The organism is Pantoea sp. X-Soil-YNGN-844 (assembly GCF_059730595.1).
In genome coordinates this window covers 3,420,506-3,444,563 of the sequence record NZ_AP036007.1, presented here as the reverse complement: position 1 = coordinate 3,444,563, position 24,058 = coordinate 3,420,506, and the positions used below count along the sequence as shown (strand labels likewise).

The following is a 24,058-nucleotide window of genomic DNA, read 5'->3' as shown; positions in this document are numbered from 1 at the left end:
ACCCATACATTTTAAGGTTTTTATTACCATGAATCAGACGCTACTTTCTGAATTTGGCACGCCTGAACAGCGTGTAGAACGTGCTATCGCCGCCCTGCGTGAGGGACGCGGCGTGATGGTACTCGACGATGAAAATCGTGAAAACGAAGGCGATATGATCTTCGCCGCAGAAACCATGACCGTTGAACAGATGGCGCTGACTATTCGTCACGGTAGCGGCATTGTCTGCCTCTGCCTGACCGAAGCGCGTCGCCAGCAGCTTGACCTGCCCATGATGGTGGAAAACAACACCAGCTCCTTTGGCACCGGCTTCACCGTGACCATTGAAGCGGCTGAAGGCGTCACCACCGGCGTATCCGCGCAGGATCGCATCACTACCATTCGCGCGGCCATTGCCGATGATGCTAAACCTGCCGATCTGCATCGCCCTGGTCATGTCTTCCCGTTGCGCGCCAGCGAAGGCGGCGTATTGACCCGTGGCGGACATACTGAAGCGACTATCGATTTAGTCACTCTGGCCGGCTTTAAGCCTGCCGGTGTGCTGTGTGAACTGACCAACGACGACGGCACAATGGCTCATGCGCCTGAAGCGATTACGTTTGCGCGTCAGCACAACATGCCGGTAGTCACCATCGAAGATCTGATCGCCTGGCGTCGCGGACACGAAACGCGCCACGCAAGCTAACCTCTGCTGCAATAAACAGGCCCTGATCAGGGCCTGTTTCATTTTTGTCGTACCGCCATGACGCGGGCTGAACTCTCGCTTTTCCTCACTTCTTTCTGCTGAATACCTGTGCCATCTATCACATCAGATTTCATTCAAATTTCCTGGTGATCATCATCATGGTTATCCGCGTGATAACCTGGCGAATGCGCGTATCGTAGTGGCTATTAAACCACCGGATGCCGGAGAGTACGAATGAGCCAGTTACGCATGCCAGCCCTGTTTTTAGGCCATGGCAGCCCGATGAATGCCCTTGAAGAGAACCGCTATACCGCCGCGTGGCGTCACGCAGGCGACACGCTGCCACGCCCACGCGCCATTATTGCGGTTTCGGCGCACTGGTATACGCGTGGCACCGCCGTGACGGCAATGGCACAGCCGAAGACCATTCATGATTTTGGTGGCTTCCCACAGGCGCTGTTTGATACGCGCTATCCGGCACCCGGATCGCCTGAACTGGCTCAGCAGCTGGTGGAGCAGTTAGCACCCGTTGAGGTGAAGCTGGATCAGGATTGGGGACTGGACCATGGTTCCTGGGGCGTCCTGATTAAGATGTACCCGGATGCCGATATTCCGGTAGTGCAGCTCAGCATTGATGGCACTAAACCTGCAGCATGGCACTTTGAGATGGGCCAGAAACTGGCAGCACTGCGCGATCAGGGTGTAATGATTGTCGCCAGCGGCAACGTGGTGCATAACCTGCGTAAAGTGCGCTGGGATGGCAACAGTGAAGTCTATCCGTGGGCCAGCAGTTTTGAACAGTTCGTTCGCGATAACCTGGCGGTACAGAGCGATGCAGCTTCTCATCCGCTGGTTAACTTTATGGATCATCCCGGCGCGGCACTCTCTAACCCGACGCCTGAGCACTATCTGCCGCTGCTCTATGTGCTTGGCGCACGTCAGCCAGATGACGCCATCACTATTCCGGTTGGTGGCATGGAGATGGGTGCGATCAGCATGTTGTCGGTTCAGGTAGGTTAGGGCGAAGCTGACAGCCATAGAAGAGCTTATTGTGCAGGGAACACGGTCAGAAGAGGAAAGCGTCCCGCGCCAGGGACGGCGCGGGCCGAGGGTGTCATGGATGACGGCTTTTGCGTCTTTCCGATCTGACCGTGTTCTTTGCGCAGGCTCGGTCTAACCGCTAAACCAAACGGAGATTATCGCGGTGCATTAACCGATAAAGGCGTGCGGATAGAAACGGGAAAGATCCTGAGTGATCAGGTCGCGATCTTCACGCAGGCCGATCCCGGCTGGTTGATCGTCGATCAGCCAGCTACCAATCAGCGTATAACTGTCGCCAAATTTTGGTAGCGGATGGAACTGCTGGACGATCATTCCCTCTTCGCCGTACGGCCCATCAACGCGGGCAATCTCCTGACCATTCTCTACGATGCGGATGTTAGCGCCTTCACGTGAAAACAGCGGCTTCACCACATATTTTTCCAGGTGCGGCACGTCATCTTCCGCGAACCAGGCGGGCAGCAGGTTAGGGTGATTCGGGAACATCTCCCACAGCAGCGGCAGCAGAGCTTTGTTCGAAATGATGCTTTTCCATGCCGGTTCCAGCCAGCGCACGCCAGCATCGCCCAGCTTGGTGGAGAACATTTCACGCAGCATGAATTCCCACGGATAGAGCTTGAACAGGTTACTAATCACCTGATCGTGAGCGTCGGTGAATTCACCTTTTTCGCCCAGGCCAATCTCATCAATATAGAGAAACTCACTCGGCAGACCCGCTTCGGTGGCGCAATCCTGAAGATACTGCACGGTGCCACGATCTTCGTCGGTGTCGCGACAGCAGGCGAAGTGCAGCCAGTTAAAGCCGTGCTGCTGATGTAACGCGGCAAAGCGTTCAATCAGCTTTTCCTGCAGGCTATTAAACTGATCGCTGCCGGCGGGGAGCTGACCGGCATTAAGCTGGTCTTCCAGCCAGAGCCACTGGAAAAACGCTGCTTCATACAGCGAGGTCGGCGTATCAGCATTGTTCTCCAGCAGCTTCACATCACCCTTGCCATCCCAGGCGAGATCCAGACGAGAGTACAACGATGGCTGACGCTGATGCCATGAATCGCGCACGAAATCCCAGGTGTGCTTAGGGATGCGGAATTTAGTCAGCAGCGCTTCGCTGTTGACCACTTTTTCCACCACCTGCAGGCACATCTGATGCAACTCAGCGGTGACCTCTTCCAGATGCTCAATTTGCGCCAGCGTGAACTGGTAATAAGCCTCTTCACACCAGTAGGGCTCGCCATGCATGGTGTGAAAACGAAAACCGAATTCGGTGGCTTTTTCGCGCCAGCCCGGGCGCTCTGAAATGGCAATGCGTTCCATCGGGGCGTTAGCCTCCCATTGAGCGGCTGGAGGTGCCGGTGGCGCTGCTGCGCTGCATGCTGTTCTGCTTCGCGACGGTTTCACCGAAGCCACCACGTGTAATGGTCGACGTGGTGGCCGGTTTTGGTGCCAGCGCCGTTTTCGGCACGGTCATGGTTTTGCCGGAGGTGGCAGCGCCGTAGTTACGGCCCGATGCATCAACAAACTGACCATTGGCCGGGCTGCGGGCATTTTTCGGCGAGAACAGCGGTTGCTGCGCAAACCCCGAACCACCGCCCATCATGCGGCCCATCATGTAACCCGCCATCAGTGGCATCCAGAAGCTGCCGCCGCTCTGCTGTGATTCTGCATTAGTGGTGCCCACGCCTGCCTGAGCCGGTGTCTGCTGACACTGGTTTTCGCCAAATTCAGCGACACAATCTTCACGGGTGGCATATTTTGGCGCGGTGCGTTCCGCCTCTTTTTTGGCCTCATTGAATGCGGTGGTACATTGCGCACTCTGGCCCGGATTGGCTTTCGAACAGTCATCGGCGTTCTGGTACATCGAAACCGTTTCATCGTTCTGTTCACAGCCAGCCAGCATAAATACCGCCGAAACGGCGATAGCAACGGGCGTTAAATGGCGTGCCTGCCAGCTCTTACGAAAAGCGGCATAGCGAATAGATTTTGTGCGTTTCATTATGATTATCCTGTGCCCAAAGGTAGCGCATAGAATAGGGGATGGGGGGGTAAAATTGAAGCTGGAGGCCTGATACAACAGGGATCTTTACTTAGTTATACGTTCAACAGAGAGGCGGGCCGCAAAGCAGCCCGCCCGCTCATTAATTACCGAAAAGATTACCGCTGCTGTGGCGAGCTGCAGGACGCGCTGCCTCAGAAGAGCCGGTTGCCGCCGGACCGCTATCCACACGTGCGGTCTGCTGGGCATTTTCCGGCGCCACGGTTTCCGGTGACGTCGGGATCTCTTTACCCAGCTGACTGTTCAGTTTCTGCAGGCTCTGCTCATTGAGCGTACCCAGCGCATAGCTGATATTCAGCTGGTTGATCAGGTAGCTATAGCGCGCATCAGAGAGTTGCTGCTTCGCGTTATAAAGCACAGTCGTCGCATCGAGCACATCGACGATAGTACGCGTACCCACCTGATAACCTGCTTCTGACGCATCGAGAGAGCTTTGCGCAGAAACGACGGCCTGTTTGTAGGCGTTGATGCTGCTGATAGACGCATTCACGTTGTTAAACGATGAACGTACCGTCTGAACCGCTGAGCGATGTGCGCTTTCCAGCTGTTCGCTGGCGCTGACGAAGCTGTACTGCGCCTGCTTTACCTGAGAGGTAACGCTGCCGCCGCTGTAAAGTGGCAGTGAGAAGCTCAGGCCGACCTGATTTGAACCAGTAATCGAGTCAGTAGAACCCTGGCTCTGGTTAGCACGGCTGCCGCCATACTTGCTGTTTGACAGGCCGGTAGAGGCAGTCAGACCAATTGTAGGCATATGACCCGCTTCCATCTGGCGGATCTGCTCACGGGCTAAATCCTGGTTCAGACGTGCGGAGAGCAGTGACAGGTTGCGGGCTTCCGCCTGCTTAAGCAGCGCACTGACCGCTTCAGGTTTATCGGTTCTGAAGCGATCGATGCTCAGCGAAGCCAGCGACATGTAATCCATGCCGGTGATCTGACGCAGCGTTTCTACGTTATTATCAAGGTTGTTACGCGCGGTGACTTCATTGGCCAGCACGCTGTCATATTGTGCGCGGGCGTTCTGTACGTCAGTGATGGCAACCAGGCCAACGTTAAAGCGCTGCGTGGTCTGATCCAGCTCGCGATAGATCGACTGTTTCTGCGCTTCGGTGTAAGAAAGCGTATCAATCGCTTTCAGTACGTTGAAGTAGGCGGTCGCGGTGTTCAGAATCAGATCCTGCTGTGCGACCTGATAGGTGACATCCTGAATACCGGCAGCTTTTTCCTGCAGGGTCAGCGCGCGCCATTTCGACATGTCGAAAATAGTCTGGGTCAATTGCAGCGAGCCGCTGGTCGTGTTGGAATGAAGACCGCTGCTGTCGCGATAGCCGTTGTTATAGGTGTAGTCTGCACCCAGGCCGAGCTGGGGTAATAATGGGCTACGCGCTTCGTTGATTTTCTCAAAAGCAGAATCGCGATCGGCAGCGGCGCTGCGCAGATCCGGGTTGCTCAGACGCGCTTGCTGGTAAACCTGAAGCAGGTCTTCGGCCTGGCTGGCGAAGCTGAAACCGCCCAGGCTCAGCCCAATTAAAAATGGGAGCAGTTTTTTCATTTGCATTCCTTTTGTTGCAGCAAATTGCAGTGGGTGCGCTGCCGGGTAAGCCAAAAAATTATCGCCGATTCTAGCAGAGGGCAACTGTGAGATAAGTTGGCTGAACGTGCCTTCTCCCTCTAATTTACGTAAATAATTCAGAAAGAACTACTTACATGGAGCACAGTTACAGGCTTTTTTCGCTCCACCCCAATCTGCACAAGGAACCTGATGATGCCGGAAGAAAAAAAATCCCCTGTGACTTTTACAAAAAACGATGTAGAAATTATTGCACGCGAAACCGTCTATGATGGTTTTTTTTCCGTTGAACGTTACCGCTTCCGCCACCGCCAGTTTAATGGCGAAATGAGTGGGGAAGTGCAGCGTGAAGTTTTTGAGCGCGGACATGCCGCCGTGCTGCTACCTTATGATCCCTTACGCGATGAAGTGGTGCTGATTGAACAGATCCGCATCCCGGCTTATGACAGCAGTGTTTCACCCTGGCTGCTGGAGATGGTCGCCGGCATTATTGAACCCGGCGAATCGGTTGAGCAGGTTGCGCGCCGTGAAGCCGTTGAAGAAGCAGGATTAGAGGTCGGCCGGGTTATGCCTGTGCTTAGCTATCTGGCCAGCCCTGGTGGCACCAGCGAACGCCTGTCGGTGCTGATTGGGGAAGTGGATGCCAGCCAGGCAGAGGGATGCCATGGTCTGGAGGAAGAGAATGAGGATATTCTTGTGCATGTGGTGAGCCGCGAACAGGCTTATCGCTGGGTGGAAGAGGGGATAATCGACAATGCGGCGTCTGTCATCGCCCTGCAATGGCTGGCGTTGCACCATGAAAAACTACGCGAAGAGTGGATACAAAAATGAAACAGCGCTATACCCCTGACTTTCCCGAAATGATGCGGCTCTGCGAAACCAACTTCGCCCAGTTACGCCGCCTGCTGCCGCGCAACGATGAGGCAGGCGAATCGGTGATTTATCAGGTGAGTGGCGCCCGTTATCAGCTGACGATTCAGGAGTCGACGCGCTACACCACGCTGGTGGAGATCCGCCAGGTCGCGCCTGCCGTAAGTTACTGGAGCCTGCCCTCAATGTCGGTCCGGCTCTATCACGATGCGATGGTCGCCGAAGTGTGTTCAACTCAACAGATCTATCGCTTCAAAGCGCGCTATGATTATCCTAATAAAAAATTGCATCAGCGCGATGAAAAGCATCAGATAAACCAGTTTCTTGCAGACTGGCTGCGCTACTGCCTGGCGCATGGCGCAATGGCAGTTCCGGTCTGCTGATGCGTATAATGCAGTAAATGGCGTGGAGACGAAGGAAACGCTTTGGATAGCCTGCTAACTCTTCCTGCAGCGAACGGTTCCGAAATCAGGATTTTGCAAATCACGGATACTCACCTGTTCGCGGGAAAACATGAATCGCTGCTTGGCGTGAACACCTGGTCGAGTTATGACGCGGTGCTGGATGCGATTATTGCGCAACAGCGCGACTATGACCTGATCATCGCCACCGGCGATCTCGCCCAGGATCACTCTGTCGAAGCCTATCAGCATTTTGCTGAGGGTATCTCACGTTTACCGCGCCCCTGTGTCTGGCTGCCCGGTAATCACGACTTTCAGCCCGCGATGGTCGACACGCTGGCGGCAGCGCACATCAATGCCCACAAGCAGGTGCTGGTGGGTGAGCAGTGGCAGATTGTGTTGCTCGACAGCCAGGTTTACGGTGTCCCTCATGGGATGCTGAGCGACTATCAGCTGGAGTGGCTCGACAACGCGCTGTCCCGCTTTCCGCAACGTCATACGCTGGTCTTGCTGCATCATCATCCGCTGGCCTCGGGCTGTACCTGGCTCGATCAGCACAGCCTGCGTAATTCCCATCAGCTCGATGCGGTGTTACAGCGCTACCCGTTAGCCCGGACGCTGGTCTGTGGTCATATTCATCAGGAGCTGGATCTGGAGTGGCACGGCCGCCGCGTGCTGGCCACACCCTCAACCTGCGTCCAGTTCAAACCGCACTGCACCAGCTTTACGATTGACACGGTGGCACCGGGCTGGCGCTGGTTTACCCTGCATCCGGATGGCGGCCTTGAGACCGAGGTCAACCGGCTCGACACCGACGCCTTTCGTCCCGATTTAGACTCAGAAGGATACTGACGCGTGGCGGCATTGCTTTATCTGCACGGTTTTAACAGCTCGCCGCAGTCGGCGAAGGCAACGCAGTTCCGGCAATGGTTAGAGGCGCAGCATCCCGGGATCGAGATGATCGTGCCTCAGTTGCCGACTTTTCCGGCCGATGCCGCGGCCATGCTGGAAGATCTGGTGCTGAGCCGCAGTGGCGAAACGCTGGGGCTGGTGGGCTCTTCGCTGGGCGGTTATTACGCCACCTGGCTGTCGCAATGCTTTATGCTGCCTGCCGTGGTCGTTAATCCTGCGGTGCGACCTTTTGAGCTGCTGGCGGATTTCCTGGGCGAAAATCAGAATCCCTACACCGGCCAGCAATATGTGTTAGAGTCACGCCACATTTACGATCTCAAAGTAATGCAGATTGAACCGCTGGAAGCGCCCGATTTACTCTGGCTGCTGCAACAGACCGGCGATGAAGTTCTCGATTACCGCCAGGCGCTCGACTATTACAGCGCGTGCCGTCATACGGTAGAAGAGGGCGGTAATCATGCATTTACTGGATTCGAGCGCCATTTCCCGCAGATTCTGGACTTTCTCGGTCTGAATCATCCCTGAGTAATGCGGAAATCGCACCCCATTTCACCCTTCTAATCAGACATTTACGATGAGTCAATCTAACTATAACGCGGATGCCATTGAGGTCCTGACTGGCCTTGAGCCTGTTCGCCGTCGTCCGGGCATGTACACCGATACGACGCGTCCCAACCATTTGGGTCAGGAAGTGATTGATAACAGCGTCGATGAGGCGCTGGGCGGCCATGCGAAGCGGGTTGAAGTGATTCTGCACGCTGATCAGTCGCTGGAAGTAATTGATGATGGTCGCGGCATGCCGGTGGATATTCATCCGGAAGAGGGCGTGCCCGCCGTCGAGCTGATCCTGTGTCGTCTGCATGCGGGCGGCAAGTTCTCCAACAAAAACTATCAGTTCTCGGGCGGCCTGCATGGCGTCGGCATTTCTGTGGTTAACGCCCTGTCAAAACGTGTCGAAGTCACGGTGCGCCGTAATGGCGAAATCTATGACATGGCGTTTGAAAATGGCGACAAAGTGCAGGATCTCACCGTCACCGGCACGGTGGCAAAACGCAACACCGGCACGCGCGTCCATTTCTGGCCTGATGAAAGCTTCTTCGACAGCCCGCGTTTCTCGGTATCGCGTCTTTCCCATCTGCTGAAAGCCAAAGCGGTGCTCTGCCCTGGCGTTGAGATTGTCTTTAAAGACAAGCTGAACAATACCGAGCAGCGCTGGTGCTACGAAGATGGCCTGACCGACTACCTGTGTGAAGCGGTGAATGGCCTGCCGACGCTGCCGGAAAAACCCTTTGTCGGCAGCTTTGCCGGTGATGTGGAAGCGGTGGACTGGGCGCTGTTGTGGCTGCCGGAAGGCGGCGAGCTGTTAACGGAAAGCTACGTTAACCTGATCCCGACCATGCAGGGCGGGACGCACGTCAACGGCCTGCGTCAGGGACTGCTGGATGCGATGCGCGAGTTCTGCGAATACCGCAACATTCTGCCGCGTGGCGTGAAGCTATCAGCAGAAGATATCTGGGATCGCTGCGCCTATGTGCTGTCGGTGAAGATGCAGGATCCGCAGTTCGCCGGACAAACCAAAGAGCGTCTCTCTTCCCGTCAGTGTGCTGCCTTTGTCTCTGGCGTCGTAAAAGATGCCTTCAGCCTGTGGCTGAACCAAAATATTCAGACGGCGGAAATGCTGGCTGAGCTGGCGATCTCCAGCGCCCAGCGGCGTATGCGGGCAGCCAAAAAAGTGGTGCGTAAAAAGCTTACCAGCGGACCGGCTCTGCCGGGCAAACTGGCAGACTGCACCGCGCAGGATCTGAATAAAACAGAACTGTTCCTGGTCGAAGGGGACTCGGCAGGTGGCTCGGCCAAACAGGCGCGCGATCGTGAATATCAGGCGATCATGCCGCTGAAAGGCAAGATCCTGAACACCTGGGAAGTCTCTTCCGATGAGGTGCTGGCGTCGCAGGAAGTGCATGATATTTCCGTGGCGATCGGCATCGATCCTGACAGCGAAGATCTGTCGCAGCTGCGCTACGGCAAGATCTGCATTCTGGCGGATGCGGACTCCGATGGTCTGCATATCGCCACGCTGCTCTGTGCGCTGTTCGTGAAACATTTCCGCTCACTGGTCAGAAATGGTCACGTTTACGTTGCCATGCCGCCGCTCTATCGTATCGATCTCGGTAAAGAGGTCTACTACGCGCTGGATGAAGATGAGAAAGAGGGCGTTCTGGAGCAGCTGAAACGCAAGAAGGGTAAACCGAACGTTCAGCGCTTTAAAGGGCTGGGCGAGATGAACCCCCTGCAGCTGCGCGAAACGACGCTGGATCCGAATACCCGCCGCCTGGTACAGCTGACGATCAGCGAAGAGGATGTGGATCAGACGCTGCGCATGATGGATATGCTGCTCGCGAAAAAACGTTCCGAAGACCGGCGTAACTGGTTGCAGGAAAAAGGCGATATGGCCGATATTGAAGTGTAAAAAACAGGACGCGAAAGCGTCCTGTTCTCTTTGTGCTTAGTCAGCACATTCTCAGAGAACCCGGCAGATTCAGAGCAGAGACAGTAACCCTTGTGAAAATTACCCTGGAAGAGCTACGCGCCTGGGTGGCGGTGGTGGACAGCGGTTCCATTACGGCGGCGGCAACCCAGCTGGCGCAGACCAGTTCGGGCATTAGCCGGGCGCTGTCGCGGCTGGAGAGCAAGCTGCAGACCACGCTGTTACATCGGACTACCCGACGGCTGGCACTGACCGAAGAGGGACAGGTTTTTCTGGAGCATGCGCGCCAGATTCTGGCCTCGGTTGAGCAGGCGGAAGAGCAGATTGCCCTGCGGCGCGAGATGCCGTCAGGACGACTGCGGGTGAACGCTGCGACGCCCTTTATGCTGCATGTGATTGTGCCGCTGGTAGAGGACTTCCGCGCCCGTTATCCGCTGATCCAGCTTGAACTGAATACCGACGACATCATGATCGATCTGCTGGAGCAGCAGACCGACATTGCCATTCGTATCGGGGAACTGCGTGACTCTACGCTGCGCGCCCGGCTGCTTGGCAGTAGTGCAATCCGGCTGATGGCCAGTCCGGCCTATCTGGCGAAAGCGGGCACGCCACAGAGCGTTGCCGATCTTGCGCAGCATCAGACCATCGGCTTCAGTTATCCTGACACCCTCAACGTCTGGCCGATCTGGCAGCCTGATGGTGATTTTATGCGCGTCAAGCCAACACTCGCAGCCTCCAGCGGTGAAACCATCCGGCAGCTGGCGCTGGCGGGACAGGGGATTGCCCGCCTCTCAGACTTTGTCAGCCGGGAAGATTGCGCCGCTGGCCGGCTGGTGCCTGTCCTCTCCGCAGAAACCCGCGATTTGCGGTTGCCGGTGCATGCGGTTTATTACCGTAATACCACGCTCTCGTCGCGTATCGGCTGCTTTCTCGATTTTCTCCGCACCGAGATTGATCGGCGGCAGATGCTTTAAACTGGTCTGTCAGAAAGAAAAAATCGCTGTTGCAGAACAGAGGTTTGAGGAGGGTGACAAAGTCTGGCCGGCTTTGCTTTCTGATTGTGCCCGCTCAGGGAATATGGACAGATCGGAAAGACGCTCAAGCCAGTCCCTGGTCGCTCTACCCGCGCCATCCCTGGCGCGGGACGCTTTCCTCTTCTGCCCATATTCCCTTCGGGTTGAGCTAATGCGTTGCTGCCAGAGCCACTCAGCTTTGAGTTTGCCAGCAGCCTCCGGCACGAATACAGGAGCATTAGCAATCAGCTTATTAGTCAGGCACTCGGTTCCAGCACCAGAATCTTCACATCCACCACATCATCTTTAATGATGGCGCGATGCGCATCCATGTGCGGCATCTGCTGATGCTGCTCCAGATGGCGCAGCGTTTCCCACTGCTCCAGCATGAAAATAGAGTCTGGCGAGTTCTGCTTCCATGGCACCTGCGCCTGATGATCCAGCAGCGCGTCATACTGATGGCAGCCATCTTCTTCTAAGACCTGCGGGATCAGCTTTTTCACTGCATCCAGCACAGCCTGACGGCGACCGGGTTTAACACAAATTTCAGCAACGACTGTTAACATTCGCGAATTCCTCTTTCGTGGGAAAATAGGGGATAGCCCCTTACCATCTTACGCAAAAACGCGGCTAAGATGGGTCCGATAAGCGGCAATATCGCGCGGCACGTCCGGCGCTTTAATCACGTCATTGCAGATAAAGGTCGGCAGCGCGTCCATTCCCAGGAACTGGTTGGCCTTGTGGAAGTGCAGATAGAGACCATCGACGCCAACGCCTTCAAAGAACTGCTCCGGGTCGGTAAAGGCCTGCAGCGGCGCATTCCAGGTCAGTGACAGCATATATTTTTTGCCCTGCAACAGACCGCCGGAACCGTACTTCTTCGCCGCATCAGAACGGGTACGGCCATCGCTGGCGTAAAGCGAGCCGTGGCCTTCAGTAAAGACTTCATCGATGTAACGCTTCACGGTCCAGGGTTCGCCCATCCACCAGCCCGGCATCTGATAAATCACCACATCGCTGTCGACATATTTCTGCACTTCATCGGCGATCACGTAATCGCTGTCAGCCACGGTGACTGACACCTCATGTCCCATGTCACGCAGCTGGCTGGCCGCAACATCGGTCAGGGTGTGGTTCAGTTCGCCTTTAGAGTGGGCAAAAGTTTTGCCACCATCGATAATTAAAATCCTGCTCATGAATAGGTTGCCTCATTTCCTGAATATGGTGCTCAGCTTACGCGCGCCGCAGCCGCAGAAAAATGCGAGGTTGATCACAACACTTTTGCTGTAGCAGCAACAATACGCCGGTTTATGGCACCATCAGTGGGCAAACTCACCATAAAAAAATCATAGAAAATAATCAGAATGAAAAAATTAATCCTCGCTTTGCTGCTGGTCAGCGGTGCTGTCCAGGCACAATCTCATCTCGACACCGTTCTCAGTTCTAAAACGCTCAAAGTCTGCACCACCGGCGATTACAAGCCCTACAGCTATCTGCGATCCGATGGTCAGTATGAAGGGCTGGATATCAGCATGGCGAACGCGCTGGCTACCTCGCTCGGTGCGAAGGTGGAGTGGGTACAGACCAGCTGGAAAAACCTGATGCCAGACTTTCTGGCAAAGCAGTGTGACATTGCCGTTGGCGGCGTCTCCGTCACGCTGAAGCGCCAGCAGACCGCCTGGTTCGCGCAGCCGCTGGACGTGGATGGCAAAATCCCGCTGGTGCGCTGCAGCGATAAAGATCGCTTCCAGACCATCGAACAGCTCAACCGGCCAGACGTGCGGCTGATTGAACCGGCTGGCGGTACTAACGAAGCCTTTGTCCACAGCCATTTGCCAGAAGCCTCGCTGACGCTGTTCCACGATAACGTCACCATCTTCCAGCAGCTGGTCGACAACAAGGCAGATGTGATGATCACCGATGCCTCAGAAGCGCGTTTTCAGCAGCAGCATTACCCGACGCTCTGTGCGATCAATCCCGACAAACCGCTGCAGTATGGCGAGAAGGCTTACATGATCCCGCGTGACGACATCAGCTGGAAGCTCTATGTCGATCAGTGGGTGCATCTCAGCACCGCCACCGGTGAATATCGTGATATTGCCCGTCAGTGGATAGGGGCAAAGCCCTGATTCACTTCCGCAGAGAGGTCAGACACTTGCCGGTCTGAATCCGGCGCACCTCCAGCACATGAAATTGCGCGGCGGGACGCCTCTTGTCCCGCGCTTCCCCTGTGACTAACACCAGGGAATAAGGTACTATCCTCGCCAAACCACCGCCGGGTGTCCCGCCGTTGTGGGCCACGATGTGAGGATGAGAAATTAATGAGTGAACTGACTCAGGATGGTGCAGAGCGTCTTGCCCTGCACACATTCACCGAGAATGCGTACTTAAACTATTCGATGTACGTCATCATGGACCGCGCACTGCCTTACATTGGCGACGGATTAAAGCCGGTTCAGCGACGTATCGTTTACGCCATGTCCGAGCTGGGCCTGAGCGCCAACGCAAAATTCAAAAAATCGGCACGTACCGTGGGTGACGTGCTGGGTAAGTACCATCCGCACGGCGACAGCGCCTGCTATGAAGCGATGGTGCTGATGGCCCAGCCGTTCTCCTACCGTTATCCGCTGGTCGACGGCCAGGGTAACTGGGGCGCGCCGGATGATCCCAAGTCGTTCGCGGCGATGCGTTACACCGAATCCCGTCTGTCAAAATATGCCGAGCTGCTGCTGGGCGAGCTGGGTCAGGGCACGGTCGACTATCAGCCGAACTTTGACGGCACGCTGCAGGAGCCGAAGATGTTACCGGCGCGCCTGCCCAATATTCTGCTGAATGGCACCACCGGTATCGCCGTGGGCATGGCGACCGATATTCCGCCACACAACCTGCGCGAAGTGGCTCAGGCGGCGATCGCACTGATCGACGCGCCGAAAACCACGCTGGACCAGCTGCTGGATATTGTCCAGGGACCTGATTATCCGACCGAGGCGGAGATCATTACGCCGCGTGACGAAATCCGCAAAATTTATCAGACCGGGCGCGGCTCCATCCGCCAGCGTGCGGTATGGAAGAAAGAAGAGGGCGAGGTGGTTATCACCGCGCTGCCGCATCAGGTATCAGGCGCGCGCGTGCTGGAGCAGATTGCTAACCAGATGCGCAACAAAAAGCTGCCGATGGTGGAGGATCTGCGTGATGAGTCAGATCATGAGAACCCGACCCGTCTGGTGATCGTGCCGCGCTCTAACCGCGTTGATCTCGATCAGGTGATGAACCATCTGTTCGCCACCACCGATCTGGAAAAGAGTTACCGCGTTAACCTCAATATGATCGGCCTGGATAACCGCCCGGCAGTGAAAAACCTGCACGAGATCCTGACCGAATGGCTGGTGTTCCGCCGCGACACGGTCAAACGTCGTCTGAACTACCGGCTGGATCGCGTGCTGCGCCGCCTGCATATTCTGGAAGGTTTGCTGGTTGCTTTCCTGAACATCGATGAAGTGATCGAGATCATCCGTACTGAGGATGAGCCGAAGCCGGTCCTGATGTCGCGTTTCGGCATCAGTGAAACGCAGGCCGAATCGATCCTCGAACTGAAGTTGCGCCACCTGGCAAAACTGGAAGAGATGAAGATCCGTGGCGAGCAGGCGGATCTTGAAAAAGAGCGCGATCAGCTGCAGGCGACGCTGGCCTCTGAACGCAAGATGAACACCCTGCTGAAAAAAGAGTTACAGGCTGACAGCGCCAGCTACGGCGACGATCGTCGTTCGCCGCTGTGTGAGCGTGAAGAAGCCAAAGCCCTGAGCGAAACCGAGCTGGTGCCGTCTGAACCGGTCACCATTGTGCTGTCGCAGATGGGCTGGGTGCGCAGCGCCAAAGGCCACGATATCGATCCAGCCGGACTGAGCTATAAAGCGGGCGACAGCTATCTGGCTGCCGCACGCGGCAAGAGCAATCAGCCGGTGGCCTTTATCGACTCCACCGGCCGCAGCTATACGCTGGATCCGACATCGCTGCCTTCCGCGCGCGGGCAGGGCGAGCCGCTGACCGGCAAGCTGACGCCACCGCCGGGTGCGGTGGTTGAACAGGTGCTGATGGAGCCGGATGACCAGCGTCTGCTGATGGCGTCTGATGCGGGCTACGGCTTTATCTGTACCTTCAGCGACCTGGTGTCGCGCAATCGTGCTGGTAAAGCGCTGCTGACGCTGCCGGACAATGCCCGCGTGATGACGCCAATGGCGGTGCATCATGAAGATGACATGCTGCTGGCGATTACCCAGGCGGGACGCATGCTGATGTTCCCGGTTGGCGAACTGCCGCAGATGTCGAAAGGCAAGGGCAACAAAATTATCTCCATTCCGTCAGCAGAAGCCGCTGCCGGTCAGGACAAACTGGCCTGGCTGATGATCCTGCCGCCGGGCAGCGCGATCACACTGCACGTGGGCAAGCGTAAAATGCTGCTGCGCAGTGAAGAGCTACAGAAATTCCGCGCCGATCGCGGACGTCGCGGCACGCTGTTACCGCGCGGCCTGCAAAAAATTGATCGTGTTGAACTGGATGCGCCTGCGCGTCCGGCGAGCCCGGATAGCGAAGCGTAAACAACCCGGCTGACCCTGCGTCAGCCGTGGCTCAATGAGGGAACTATGTTACTGATTCTGCGTGCCATTATCGTCGTCATTTATTCGATCCTGATCTGTATCTTTGGCTGTATCTGGTGTCTTTTTTCACCACGCGATCCGCGCCACGTCGCGACTTTTGGCCATCTGTTCGGCAAATTGTCGACGGTATTTGGTCTTAAAGTTGATCTGCGCAGACCGGAAGGCGCGGAGAATTATGGCAATGCGATCTATATCGCCAACCATCAGAACAACTACGACATGGTCACCGCGGCCAAAATGGTGCAGCCCTATACGGTCACCGTGGGCAAGAAGAGCCTGCTGTGGGTGCCGTTTTTTGGCCTGCTCTACTGGCTGACCGGCAACCTGCTGATCGACCGCGATGACCGGGCGAAAGCGCGCGGCACCATCGGTGAGCTGGTGGATCAGTTTAACCGCAAGCGCATCTCTATCTGGATGTTCCCGGAAGGGACGCGCAGCCGTGGCCGTGGCCTGCTGCCGTTTAAAACCGGTGCCTTCCACGCTGCTGTGGCGGCGGGCGTGCCGATCATTCCGATTGTGGTCTCCAATACCCATGGCAAAATCGATCTCAATCGCTGGAACAACGGGCTGGTCATTGTTGAGATGCTGCCGCCGGTTGATGTAAAAGCATTCGAGTCTTCGTCGGTGCGTAAGCTGGCGACTCACTGTCGCGAACTGATGGCGGCGAAGCTGGAAGAGCTCAATGCCGAAGTCGCAGAACGCGAAAAAAACGGAAAAATCTGACCGGCGAGTCATTCGCCGAACTATCCTGCATGGATGCCGCGCGGCGAGCCTTTTCCGGCTCGTCGTGAACGCAGCACAGCAAAAACAGATCAATAAAAACAGGGCCGGCGCTTAGCGCCACGCGTAAAGGGTCAGAAGTTTTATGTCTTTCAGCAGACGTCAGTTCATCCAGCTTTCTGCCGGAGCGGCGCTTAGCGCCAGTTTACTCCCTCATGCGGCACATGCCGCTTCTTCAGCTAATGGCGATACGCCACTTCCGGTTCCGCCGTTGCTGGAATCCCGTCGCGGCCAGCCGCTGTTCCTGACGATGCAGCGTAGCCACTGGTCATTTAATGGCGACAATAACAAAGTGCCGGTATGGGGCATTAATGGCCTCTACCTCGGCCCGACCGTCCGGGTTTACAGTGGTGACGACGTTAAGCTGATCTACAGCAACCGGCTGAATGAGTCCGTCTCCATGACCGTCAGCGGTTTGCAGCTGCCGGGTGCGCTAATGGGTGGTGCGCCACGTATGATGTCGGCCGGTGTCGACTGGTCGCCGGTACTGCCGATTCGTCAGGCGGCTTCAACCTGCTGGTATCACGCCAATACCCCAAACCGCATGGCACCGCATATCTATAACGGTCTGGCGGGCATGTGGCTGGTGGAAGATGACATCGGCAAACAGCTGCCGCTGCCGAAGCATTACGGCGTCGATGACTTCCCCATCATCATTCAGGACAAGCGGCTCGATAACTTTGCCACGCCGGTCTATGACCCGCCGCAGGATGGTGGTTTCCTGGGTGATACGCTGCTGGTGAATGGGGTACGCAATCCTTATGTTGAGGTGTCACGCGGCTGGGTGCGCCTGCGTCTGCTGAACGCCTCGAATGCGCGACGCTATGAGATGGTGCTCAGCGACAATCGTCCGTTTATGGTGATTGCCAGCGATCAGGGCTATTTGCCTGCACCGGTGGCGGTGCAGCGTCTGTCACTGGCGCCGGGCGAACGTCGCGAAGTGCTGGTGGATATGTCGCAGGGTGACGAAGTGTCGATTACGGCGGGAACGGCGGCAGGCATTATGGATCGGCTGCGCGGTTTTTTTGAGCCATCTTCTATTCTGACTTCCACCCTGATCCTGACGCTGCGCCCAACCGGCTTACTGCCGCTGGTGACGGATAATCTGCCGATGCGGCTGCTGGCCGACCAGATTCTGGATGGCGTGGCGGTTCGCACCCGCGAATTCCGCATCGGTGACAGCATGCCGGGCATCAACGGCGCGCTCTGGGATATGAACCGCATTGACACCACTGCGCAGCAGGGCACCTTTGAGCGCTGGATCCTGCACGCCGATCGGCCGCAGTCGCTGCATATTCAGGGCGTGATGTTCCTGATTAAAAGTGTGAATGGCGCACAGCCGATGGGTGAAGATCGTGGCTGGAAAGATACGGTATGGGTCGATGGCAGCGTGGAACTGATGGTCAGCTTCCCGCAAAGTTCGTCCGATCACTTCCCGTTTGTCTACCACAGTCAGACCCTGGAACTGGCCGATCGCGGTACGGCGGGTCAGCTGGTGGTGCAGCCCACGGCATAACAGCGCGGTCAGGCGTTAAGAACCCGCCTGACCGCGTTAAGCCTTCTCTGCCCGTCAACGGCAGGGCAGAGTGGTTAAGGTCACCTTCACGTCAGTTAAAGGTTTCCGGGTCTGGTCCCAGACGGTTGCCGTTATCCAGTTTCGCAATATCACTCACTTCATGCTTATCCAGACGGAAGTCGAACACCTTAAAGTTCTCTTCGATGCGTGCTGGCGTCACCGATTTCGGAATCACTACCAGGCCGCTATCCAGATGCCAGCGGATCACAATCTGCGCCGGTGTCTTGCCATATTTCTTCGCCAGCGACTTAATGATCTCCTGATCGAAGACCCCTTTACCGCCCTGGGCCAGCGGACTCCAGGATTCGGTCTGGATCTGGTGCAGCGCGTTCCACGCATGCAGCGTGCGCTGCTGTAGCATCGGGTGCAGCTCAATCTGGTTCACGACCGGCGTCACACCGGTTTCATCCAGCAGACGCTTCAGGTGCGCTTCATGGAAGTTACAGACGCCGATGCTTTTGGTCAGACCCTGCTGCTGCAGTTCGATCATCTTCTTCCAGGCATCAACGTAATGGTCTTTTTCCGGGCACGGCCAGTGCATCAGATAGAGATCGACCTGATCCAGTTTGAGTTTCTCCAGGCTGGTTTCCATCGCCTGCTGAACATTCTGCTGATCGTCGTTCCACAGTTTGGTGGTCACGAAAATCTCTTCGCGTGGTACGTCGGTTTCCTGCAGAGCCTGGCCAATCGCCTCTTCATTCTTATAGGCGGCGGCGGTATCGATTGAGCGATAGCCGACCTCAAGCGCTTTCAGCACCGCATGACGCGCATCTTCGATGCTGGCCTGCCACACACCGAGTCCGAGTTGCGGCATCATATTGCCATCGCGCAGTTTGATAATGGGTTGGTCTGCCATAGTTGCTCCTTTCCGTTGCGGTTAACCCGTGAGAATTCACTGTGCTTAAGTCTAGCCAACAATTTTCAGCCTGCTCAGCGCCAGCAACAACAGCGGGTCTGCACTTCTGCCCGATCCGGTAAATTTCTTGCCTGATTCTCCAGGCTGCTGGCGGTTCAGGCATTAGCACGGCACACTGGCTTTTTGCCCGTAAAGGAGTCGCTATGGCGCACGATGCACTGTGTCACCGGCTGGCACAGCAGGTAGTCACCTTAATGACCCATGGTCGCGACCGTCTTTGCCCGGTCGAAAATGTGTCGCTGATTTATGCCAATCAATATCGTCCCCGTACGCCGATGATGTATCAGCCCGGCATTGTCATCCTGTTTCAGGGCAGCAAAACCGGCTATCTCGGCAGCACCGTGTTTCAGTATGACGCCAGCAAATACCTGATGCTGACCGTGCCGCTGCCGGTGGAGTGCGAAACCTGGGCCTCGCCGGAGATCCCGATTGCCGGGCTGTGTCTCAGGGTTGATACCGCCAGCCTGCAGGATCTGCTGATTGAAATTGGCGACGACGATCAGTTTCAGCCGCAGCCGCAGACTTCAGGTATTCACTCGGCGTGGCTGACGGAACCGATGCTGTGCGCCGCGGAGCGACTGCTGGATGTGATGACCCAGCCGCGCGATGCGCGCGTGCTGGGGCCGCATATCGTGCGGGAAATTATCTACTATGTGCTGACCGGCCCGATTGGCGGCGCGCTGCTTTCGCTGGTGAGCCGACAGACGCAGTTCAGCCTCATCGCGCGCGCCCTGCGGCGGATTGAGAATCACTATGCGGAAAACCTCAGCGTCGATGCACTGGCCGCGGAAGTAAACATGAGCGTCTCAGCCTTTCACCATAACTTCAAAGCGGTGACGCAGACCTCGCCGCTGCAGTATCTCAAGCGCTATCGCCTGCATCAGGCGCGGCTGCTGATGCTGCACGATGGACTCAAGGCGAGTGCGGCGGCGGTGCGGGTGGGCTATGAAAGCCCTTCGCAATTTTCGCGGGAGTTTAAACGCTATTTCGGCGTGACGCCGGGGGAAGAGGTGAGTCGTGTCAGGCAGACGGTAGCGGATCCGTCCGCCTGAGTGGCGGCGGATCCGAAAGCCAGACGCGCGTCAGGCGCGTTTCTGGCGACGCTTTTTCCAGATCACCACAATGCTGCCGGACAGGCCGAGCACCAGCAGCACCATCGGCAGTATCATCAGAATCGCCATCACCTGATCCTCATGACGCTTGATAAACGGCACCTGGCTGATGCCATAGCCAAAGGCAACCACAATGCCGACCCACAGCATGCCGCTGAGCCAGTTAAACAGCTGAAAGCGGCCATTCTGCAGGCCTGCAATGCCCGCCATAGTCGGCAGGATAGTGCGGATAAAGGCAAGAAAACGGCCGACCAGCAGCGCCATCAGCCCGTGACGGTTAAACATATTCCAGGCGCGCTGGTGATACTGTGCCGGCAGATGCATCAGCCAGCTCTTCACCAGTCGGGTATTCCCCAGCCAGCGGCCCTGCAGATAGCTCAGCCAGCAGCCGAGGCTGGCGGCGGTCGTGAGGATCACCATCGTCGGCACAAAATCCATCACCCCTTTAGCCACCATCGCGCCGGCCAGCAGCAGCAGGCTGTCGCCCGGCAGGAAAGAGGCGGGCAGCAGACCATTTTCCAGAAACAGCGTCAGGAACATCACGCCATATACCACCCACACTACATCCGGATTTGCCAGCGCGGCAAAATCCTGATGCCAGAGCGCCTGGACAATCTCGTGTAAAACACCCATTAGCGATTCCATCACGTCACAAGGAACAATCCGTCTGCGTTCAGGCAGCACGGCAATCTCACCGGTAAGCTGAACGATGCAGGATAAATTTTAACAACAAATGAGCCAGTGCCCGGCAAACTCTCCGGGCCGCCGCTACGTGGTTTATCTTCTGTTTACTTTCTGTTTATCTGACTTAGCGCGTCAGGCGCGCAAAACCGGCCTCCAGGTCAGTCAGCAGATCATCAACGTGCTCCAGACCAATGTGCAGCCGCACTAGCGTGCCGGTGAAATCCACACCGCCCGCCGGACGAATCTCAGCCAGCTCTTCCGGCTGATTTGCCAGGATCAGCGATTCATAGCCGCCCCAGGAGTAAGCCATGCTGAAATGATGGAAGTGATCGAGATATTCCGCCAGTTGGGGCGCGTCTAATTTTTTCTGCAGGATGAACGAGAACAGGCCGCTGCTGCCGTTAAAATCTCGCTGCCAGAATGCATGACCTTTGCTTTGCGCCAGTGCCGGATGATTCACCCGTGACACTTCCGGGCGCGCCGCCAGCCACTCAGCCACCTGAATTGCGCTCTCTTCATGCTGACGCAGACGGGTGCCCAGCGTACGCAGACCGCGGCTCGCCATGTAGGCGGTATCGGCATCCACCATCTGGCCCATCAGATAAGAGTTTTCACGCAACTGGTCGATACAACGCGCATTGGCGACCGCGGTGCCGATCATTGCATCGCTGTGACCAATCAGATATTTGGTGCCAGCCTGAATCGAGATGTCGATGCCGTGCGCCAGCGCGTCAAACAGAATACCGGCCGCCCAGGTGTTGTCGATCATGATGATCGCCTCGGGCGCTTTAGCGCGTACCGCTGCCACAATCGCCGGAATATCCTGAACTTCCATCGTGATTGAAGCGGGCGACTCCAGGAAGACAACACGGGTGTTGGGTTGCACCAGCTCACCGATTTCACTGCCGATGCAGTGATCGAACCAGCCGGTGGAAACCTGCAGCTTAGCGAGAATTTTAGTACAGAAGTCCTGCGTCGGTTCATAGACCGCACCGCTCATCAGTACGTGGTCGCCCGCCTCGACAAACGCCAGAATCGCGTTTGCCACGGCAGCCGCGCCGCAGGGATAGAGCACGCAGCCCGCACCGCCTTCCAGCTCGGTCATCGCATCCTGCAACGCAAAGTGCGTCAGGGTGCCACGACGGCCATAAAAAAGTTCGCCTTTTGCCCGACCGGCGGTGGCGCGTTTCTTCTCCGCAACCGTATCAAAAACCAGCGAAGAGGCGCGCTGAATGACGCTGTTCACCGAGCCCTGGGTATAACGCTTGCTGCGTCCTGCACTGACGAGCGTGGTATCAATTTTTCTGGTGGTCATGAGTCGCCTTTACCGCTTCAGACTAAGCCCTCACGTTATCACGAAACGGCCAGCAGGGTTGAGACTCAATGGTGATTATCAGAGTGCGTCGCAGGAAAAAAACCGGCCCGCGAACAGGCCGGTTTTCATGGTGCTACATCACGCCCATCAGGCGCGGCAACCAGAGTGAAATAGCGGGAATATAGGTAATCAGCATCAGCACCAGAAACAGCATGCCGTAGAACGGCAGCATCGCCCCGACGACCTGCTCAATCTTCTGTTTACTCACGGCGCTGGCCACAAACAAGACGGTGCCGACCGGTGGCGTAATCAGCCCGATGCCCAGGTTCGTCAGCATGATCATGCCAAAGTGAACCGGATCGACCCCCAGCGCGGTCGCCACCGGCAGCAGCACCGGCGTCAGGATCAGAATCAGCGGTGCCATATCCATCAGCGTGCCCACCACCAGCAGCAGGATATTGATACACATCAGGATGACATATTTGTTATCGGAGAGGCTGGTGAACGCTTCGGTAATAATGGTCGGCAGCTGCATAAAGGTCATTACCGCGCCAAACCCGGCCGCGAAAGCGATCAGCACCATCACGATGGTGACGGTTTTAATGGTGCGGAACAGCAGGATATGCAACTGGCTCCATTTAAAGTCGCGATAGATAAACATGGTGACGAAGAACGCCCAGATACAGGCAATCGCAGCGGATTCCGAGGCGGTAAAAATGCCAGAGAGGATCCCGCCCATAATGATCACGACGGTAAACAGACCCCAGAAAGCGTCGAAGAAAATCTTCAGCGCCTGACGAAACGGAATACGCTCGCCTTTGGGATAGCCGCGTTTATGGGCAAAGCCCAGACACATCACCATCAGGCAACCGCCGAGCAGCAGGCCAGGGAAGATCCCGGCAACAAACAGCGAGGAGATGGTTACCATGCCGCCGGTCGCCAGCGAGTAGATGACGGAGTTGTGGCTGGGGGGCGTCAGCACCGCCTGTACTGAACCGCTGGCGGTCACTGCCGCGGCGAAGTCACGCGGATAGCCTTTCTCCTCCATCTGCGGAATCATTACCGAACCAATCGAGGCGGTATCGGCTACCGACGAACCAGAGATAGCGCCAAAAAAGGTTGAAGCGACGATATTAACCAGCGACAGCCCGCCGCGAATAAAACCGACAAAGATATAGGCGAAGTTGACCAGGCGGCGGGCAATGCCGCCCTCCGCCATAATCGCGCCCGCGAGGATAAAGAACGGAATGGTCAGCAGTGAAAATTTGTTAATCCCGTTGGTTACCTGAATCACCACCGCTTCCAGCGGCAGATCGATCCACCAGGCACCGATAAAGGCGCTCAGTCCCACCGCAAAGGCGACCGGAAAACCCACCATCAGCAACACCAGCAAACTGCCTATCAAGATCAATGCATCCATTTTTCTGCTCCGCGTTAGTGGGTACCGCCCAGCGTGACAATCGGCCGCTGGCTCTGATCGCCGCTCAGCAGGCGCTCAATAACAAACAGCAGGGTGAAAATTGCGCCAATCGGAATCGGCAGATACATCTCGCCGTAGGTCACTGCCGGGAGTGAGGCGAGGGTCTGCACCCACATCGCTTCGCACAGGCTGTAACTGGCCTGGAAGATCACCAGACAGGTGACGATCATCAGCAGATCGCTGACGCGCAGCATCAGACGCTGCCGGGCAGGTGACAGGCGGTCAGTGACCATCGATACGCAGATATGGGTTCCGGCGCGCAGACCCACCGGTGCGCCGATAAAGGTAAAAATGATCATGCAGATAATGGCAACCGGCTCTGGCCACGAGAGCGCGCCGTTCATCACGTAACGGGCGAAGATCCCAATCGGGATCACCGTCACCATGATCAACAGCGCCACGGCGGCCACCAGCATGCAGAGCAGATAAAGCCCATCCATCAGACGTGCATAAGCAGACATAATTGATACCTGATTAAATACGCCACACGGCAGC

At 56.5% G+C, this 24,058-nt stretch carries 23 protein-coding genes; 13 read left to right on the top strand and 10 right to left on the bottom strand.

Going from position 1 to position 24,058, the window contains the following annotated elements; all coding sequences use genetic code 11:
* Positions 1 to 28: 28 nt before the first annotated feature.
* Positions 29 to 685, top strand: a complete 657-nt coding sequence (gene ribB, locus AC6I8C_RS15925) for a 3,4-dihydroxy-2-butanone-4-phosphate synthase (RefSeq protein WP_013359061.1) — start codon at positions 29 to 31, stop codon at positions 683 to 685.
* Positions 686 to 919: 234 nt separating this feature from the next.
* The gene (gene ygiD, locus AC6I8C_RS15920) at positions 920 to 1,705 is read left to right on the top strand and encodes a 4,5-DOPA-extradiol-dioxygenase (protein ID WP_497823024.1); all 786 of its coding nucleotides are present in this window, start codon (positions 920 to 922) and stop codon (positions 1,703 to 1,705) included.
* A 189-nt stretch (positions 1,706 to 1,894) separates the two neighbouring features.
* Here ygiD and AC6I8C_RS15915 read toward each other — a convergent pair whose 3' ends face one another.
* The 3 genes from AC6I8C_RS15915 to tolC form a co-directional block, all read right to left on the bottom strand.
* Complete coding sequence (locus AC6I8C_RS15915) at positions 1,895 to 3,055, bottom strand: glutathionylspermidine synthase family protein (protein WP_497823023.1); 1,161 nt, start codon at positions 3,053 to 3,055, stop codon at positions 1,895 to 1,897.
* Positions 3,056 to 3,062: 7 nt separating this feature from the next.
* On the bottom strand, positions 3,063 to 3,734 hold the full coding sequence (locus AC6I8C_RS15910; RefSeq protein ID WP_033733914.1) for a DUF1190 family protein: 672 nt from the start codon (positions 3,732 to 3,734) through the stop codon (positions 3,063 to 3,065).
* 142 nt (positions 3,735 to 3,876) lie between these two features.
* Positions 3,877 to 5,343 (bottom strand): outer membrane channel protein TolC, encoded by a 1,467-nt coding sequence (tolC, locus tag AC6I8C_RS15905; RefSeq protein ID WP_497823022.1) that lies wholly within the window; start codon positions 5,341 to 5,343, stop codon positions 3,877 to 3,879.
* A gap of 213 nt (positions 5,344 to 5,556) precedes the next feature.
* Here tolC and nudF point away from each other — a divergent pair, with 213 nt between their 5' ends.
* From nudF to AC6I8C_RS15875, 6 genes are all read left to right on the top strand, one after another.
* A complete protein-coding gene (gene nudF, locus AC6I8C_RS15900; RefSeq protein ID WP_497823358.1) occupies positions 5,557 to 6,192 on the top strand; it encodes an ADP-ribose diphosphatase in 636 nt (211 codons plus the stop codon).
* The gene (locus AC6I8C_RS15895; RefSeq protein WP_008925735.1) at positions 6,189 to 6,614 is read left to right on the top strand and encodes a DUF1249 family protein; all 426 of its coding nucleotides are present in this window, start codon (positions 6,189 to 6,191) and stop codon (positions 6,612 to 6,614) included. Before nudF ends, AC6I8C_RS15895 begins: the two co-directional genes overlap by 4 nt.
* A gap of 42 nt (positions 6,615 to 6,656) precedes the next feature.
* Complete coding sequence (cpdA, locus tag AC6I8C_RS15890) at positions 6,657 to 7,484, top strand: 3',5'-cyclic-AMP phosphodiesterase (protein WP_013359054.1); 828 nt, start codon at positions 6,657 to 6,659, stop codon at positions 7,482 to 7,484.
* 3 nt (positions 7,485 to 7,487) lie between these two features.
* A complete protein-coding gene (gene yqiA, locus AC6I8C_RS15885) occupies positions 7,488 to 8,069 on the top strand; it encodes an esterase YqiA (protein ID WP_033733910.1) in 582 nt (193 codons plus the stop codon).
* A gap of 49 nt (positions 8,070 to 8,118) precedes the next feature.
* On the top strand, positions 8,119 to 10,014 hold the full coding sequence (parE, locus tag AC6I8C_RS15880; RefSeq protein WP_033733909.1) for a DNA topoisomerase IV subunit B: 1,896 nt from the start codon (positions 8,119 to 8,121) through the stop codon (positions 10,012 to 10,014).
* Between the two features lie 92 nt (positions 10,015 to 10,106).
* Complete coding sequence (locus AC6I8C_RS15875; RefSeq protein WP_497823021.1) at positions 10,107 to 11,006, top strand: LysR substrate-binding domain-containing protein; 900 nt, start codon at positions 10,107 to 10,109, stop codon at positions 11,004 to 11,006.
* 296 nt (positions 11,007 to 11,302) lie between these two features.
* On the opposite strand, the gene AC6I8C_RS15870 is transcribed toward AC6I8C_RS15875, so the two are convergent.
* Both AC6I8C_RS15870 and AC6I8C_RS15865 read right to left on the bottom strand, forming a co-directional pair.
* Positions 11,303 to 11,611, bottom strand: coding sequence for a putative quinol monooxygenase (locus tag AC6I8C_RS15870; protein ID WP_013359050.1), 309 nt, complete (start codon positions 11,609 to 11,611; stop codon positions 11,303 to 11,305).
* A 48-nt stretch (positions 11,612 to 11,659) separates the two neighbouring features.
* On the bottom strand, positions 11,660 to 12,241 hold the full coding sequence (locus AC6I8C_RS15865) for an NAD(P)H-dependent oxidoreductase (protein ID WP_013359049.1): 582 nt from the start codon (positions 12,239 to 12,241) through the stop codon (positions 11,660 to 11,662).
* A 168-nt stretch (positions 12,242 to 12,409) separates the two neighbouring features.
* Between AC6I8C_RS15865 and AC6I8C_RS15860 the strand changes: the two genes are divergently transcribed.
* From AC6I8C_RS15860 to ftsP, 4 genes are all read left to right on the top strand, one after another.
* Positions 12,410 to 13,174, top strand: a complete 765-nt coding sequence (locus AC6I8C_RS15860) for a transporter substrate-binding domain-containing protein (RefSeq protein WP_497823020.1) — start codon at positions 12,410 to 12,412, stop codon at positions 13,172 to 13,174.
* A 192-nt stretch (positions 13,175 to 13,366) separates the two neighbouring features.
* The gene (parC, locus tag AC6I8C_RS15855) at positions 13,367 to 15,640 is read left to right on the top strand and encodes a DNA topoisomerase IV subunit A (RefSeq protein WP_497823019.1); all 2,274 of its coding nucleotides are present in this window, start codon (positions 13,367 to 13,369) and stop codon (positions 15,638 to 15,640) included.
* 45 nt (positions 15,641 to 15,685) lie between these two features.
* Positions 15,686 to 16,423 (top strand): 1-acylglycerol-3-phosphate O-acyltransferase, encoded by a 738-nt coding sequence (locus tag AC6I8C_RS15850; protein WP_033733902.1) that lies wholly within the window; start codon positions 15,686 to 15,688, stop codon positions 16,421 to 16,423.
* 142 nt (positions 16,424 to 16,565) lie between these two features.
* Positions 16,566 to 17,996 carry a cell division protein FtsP gene (gene ftsP / locus AC6I8C_RS15845; protein ID WP_033733900.1) on the top strand — a complete coding sequence of 477 codons (1,431 nt, stop codon included), beginning with the start codon at positions 16,566 to 16,568 and terminating at the stop codon, positions 17,994 to 17,996.
* Positions 17,997 to 18,087: 91 nt separating this feature from the next.
* Here ftsP and dkgA read toward each other — a convergent pair whose 3' ends face one another.
* The gene (gene dkgA / locus AC6I8C_RS15840; RefSeq protein ID WP_497823018.1) at positions 18,088 to 18,912 is read right to left on the bottom strand and encodes a 2,5-didehydrogluconate reductase DkgA; all 825 of its coding nucleotides are present in this window, start codon (positions 18,910 to 18,912) and stop codon (positions 18,088 to 18,090) included.
* A 203-nt stretch (positions 18,913 to 19,115) separates the two neighbouring features.
* Between dkgA and AC6I8C_RS15835 the strand changes: the two genes are divergently transcribed.
* The gene (locus AC6I8C_RS15835) at positions 19,116 to 20,024 is read left to right on the top strand and encodes an AraC family transcriptional regulator (protein ID WP_013359043.1); all 909 of its coding nucleotides are present in this window, start codon (positions 19,116 to 19,118) and stop codon (positions 20,022 to 20,024) included.
* A gap of 30 nt (positions 20,025 to 20,054) precedes the next feature.
* Here the strand turns inward: AC6I8C_RS15835 and AC6I8C_RS15830 are convergent, their stop codons facing one another.
* The 4 genes from AC6I8C_RS15830 to AC6I8C_RS15815 form a co-directional block, all read right to left on the bottom strand.
* A complete protein-coding gene (locus tag AC6I8C_RS15830) occupies positions 20,055 to 20,717 on the bottom strand; it encodes a DedA family protein (protein ID WP_497823017.1) in 663 nt (220 codons plus the stop codon).
* Positions 20,718 to 20,892: 175 nt separating this feature from the next.
* A complete protein-coding gene (gene metC / locus AC6I8C_RS15825; protein ID WP_497823016.1) occupies positions 20,893 to 22,083 on the bottom strand; it encodes a cystathionine beta-lyase in 1,191 nt (396 codons plus the stop codon).
* Between the two features lie 133 nt (positions 22,084 to 22,216).
* Complete coding sequence (locus AC6I8C_RS15820; protein ID WP_161735008.1) at positions 22,217 to 23,503, bottom strand: TRAP transporter large permease; 1,287 nt, start codon at positions 23,501 to 23,503, stop codon at positions 22,217 to 22,219.
* A 14-nt stretch (positions 23,504 to 23,517) separates the two neighbouring features.
* On the bottom strand, positions 23,518 to 24,024 hold the full coding sequence (locus AC6I8C_RS15815; protein ID WP_497823015.1) for a TRAP transporter small permease: 507 nt from the start codon (positions 24,022 to 24,024) through the stop codon (positions 23,518 to 23,520).
* Positions 24,025 to 24,058 lie beyond the last annotated feature (34 nt).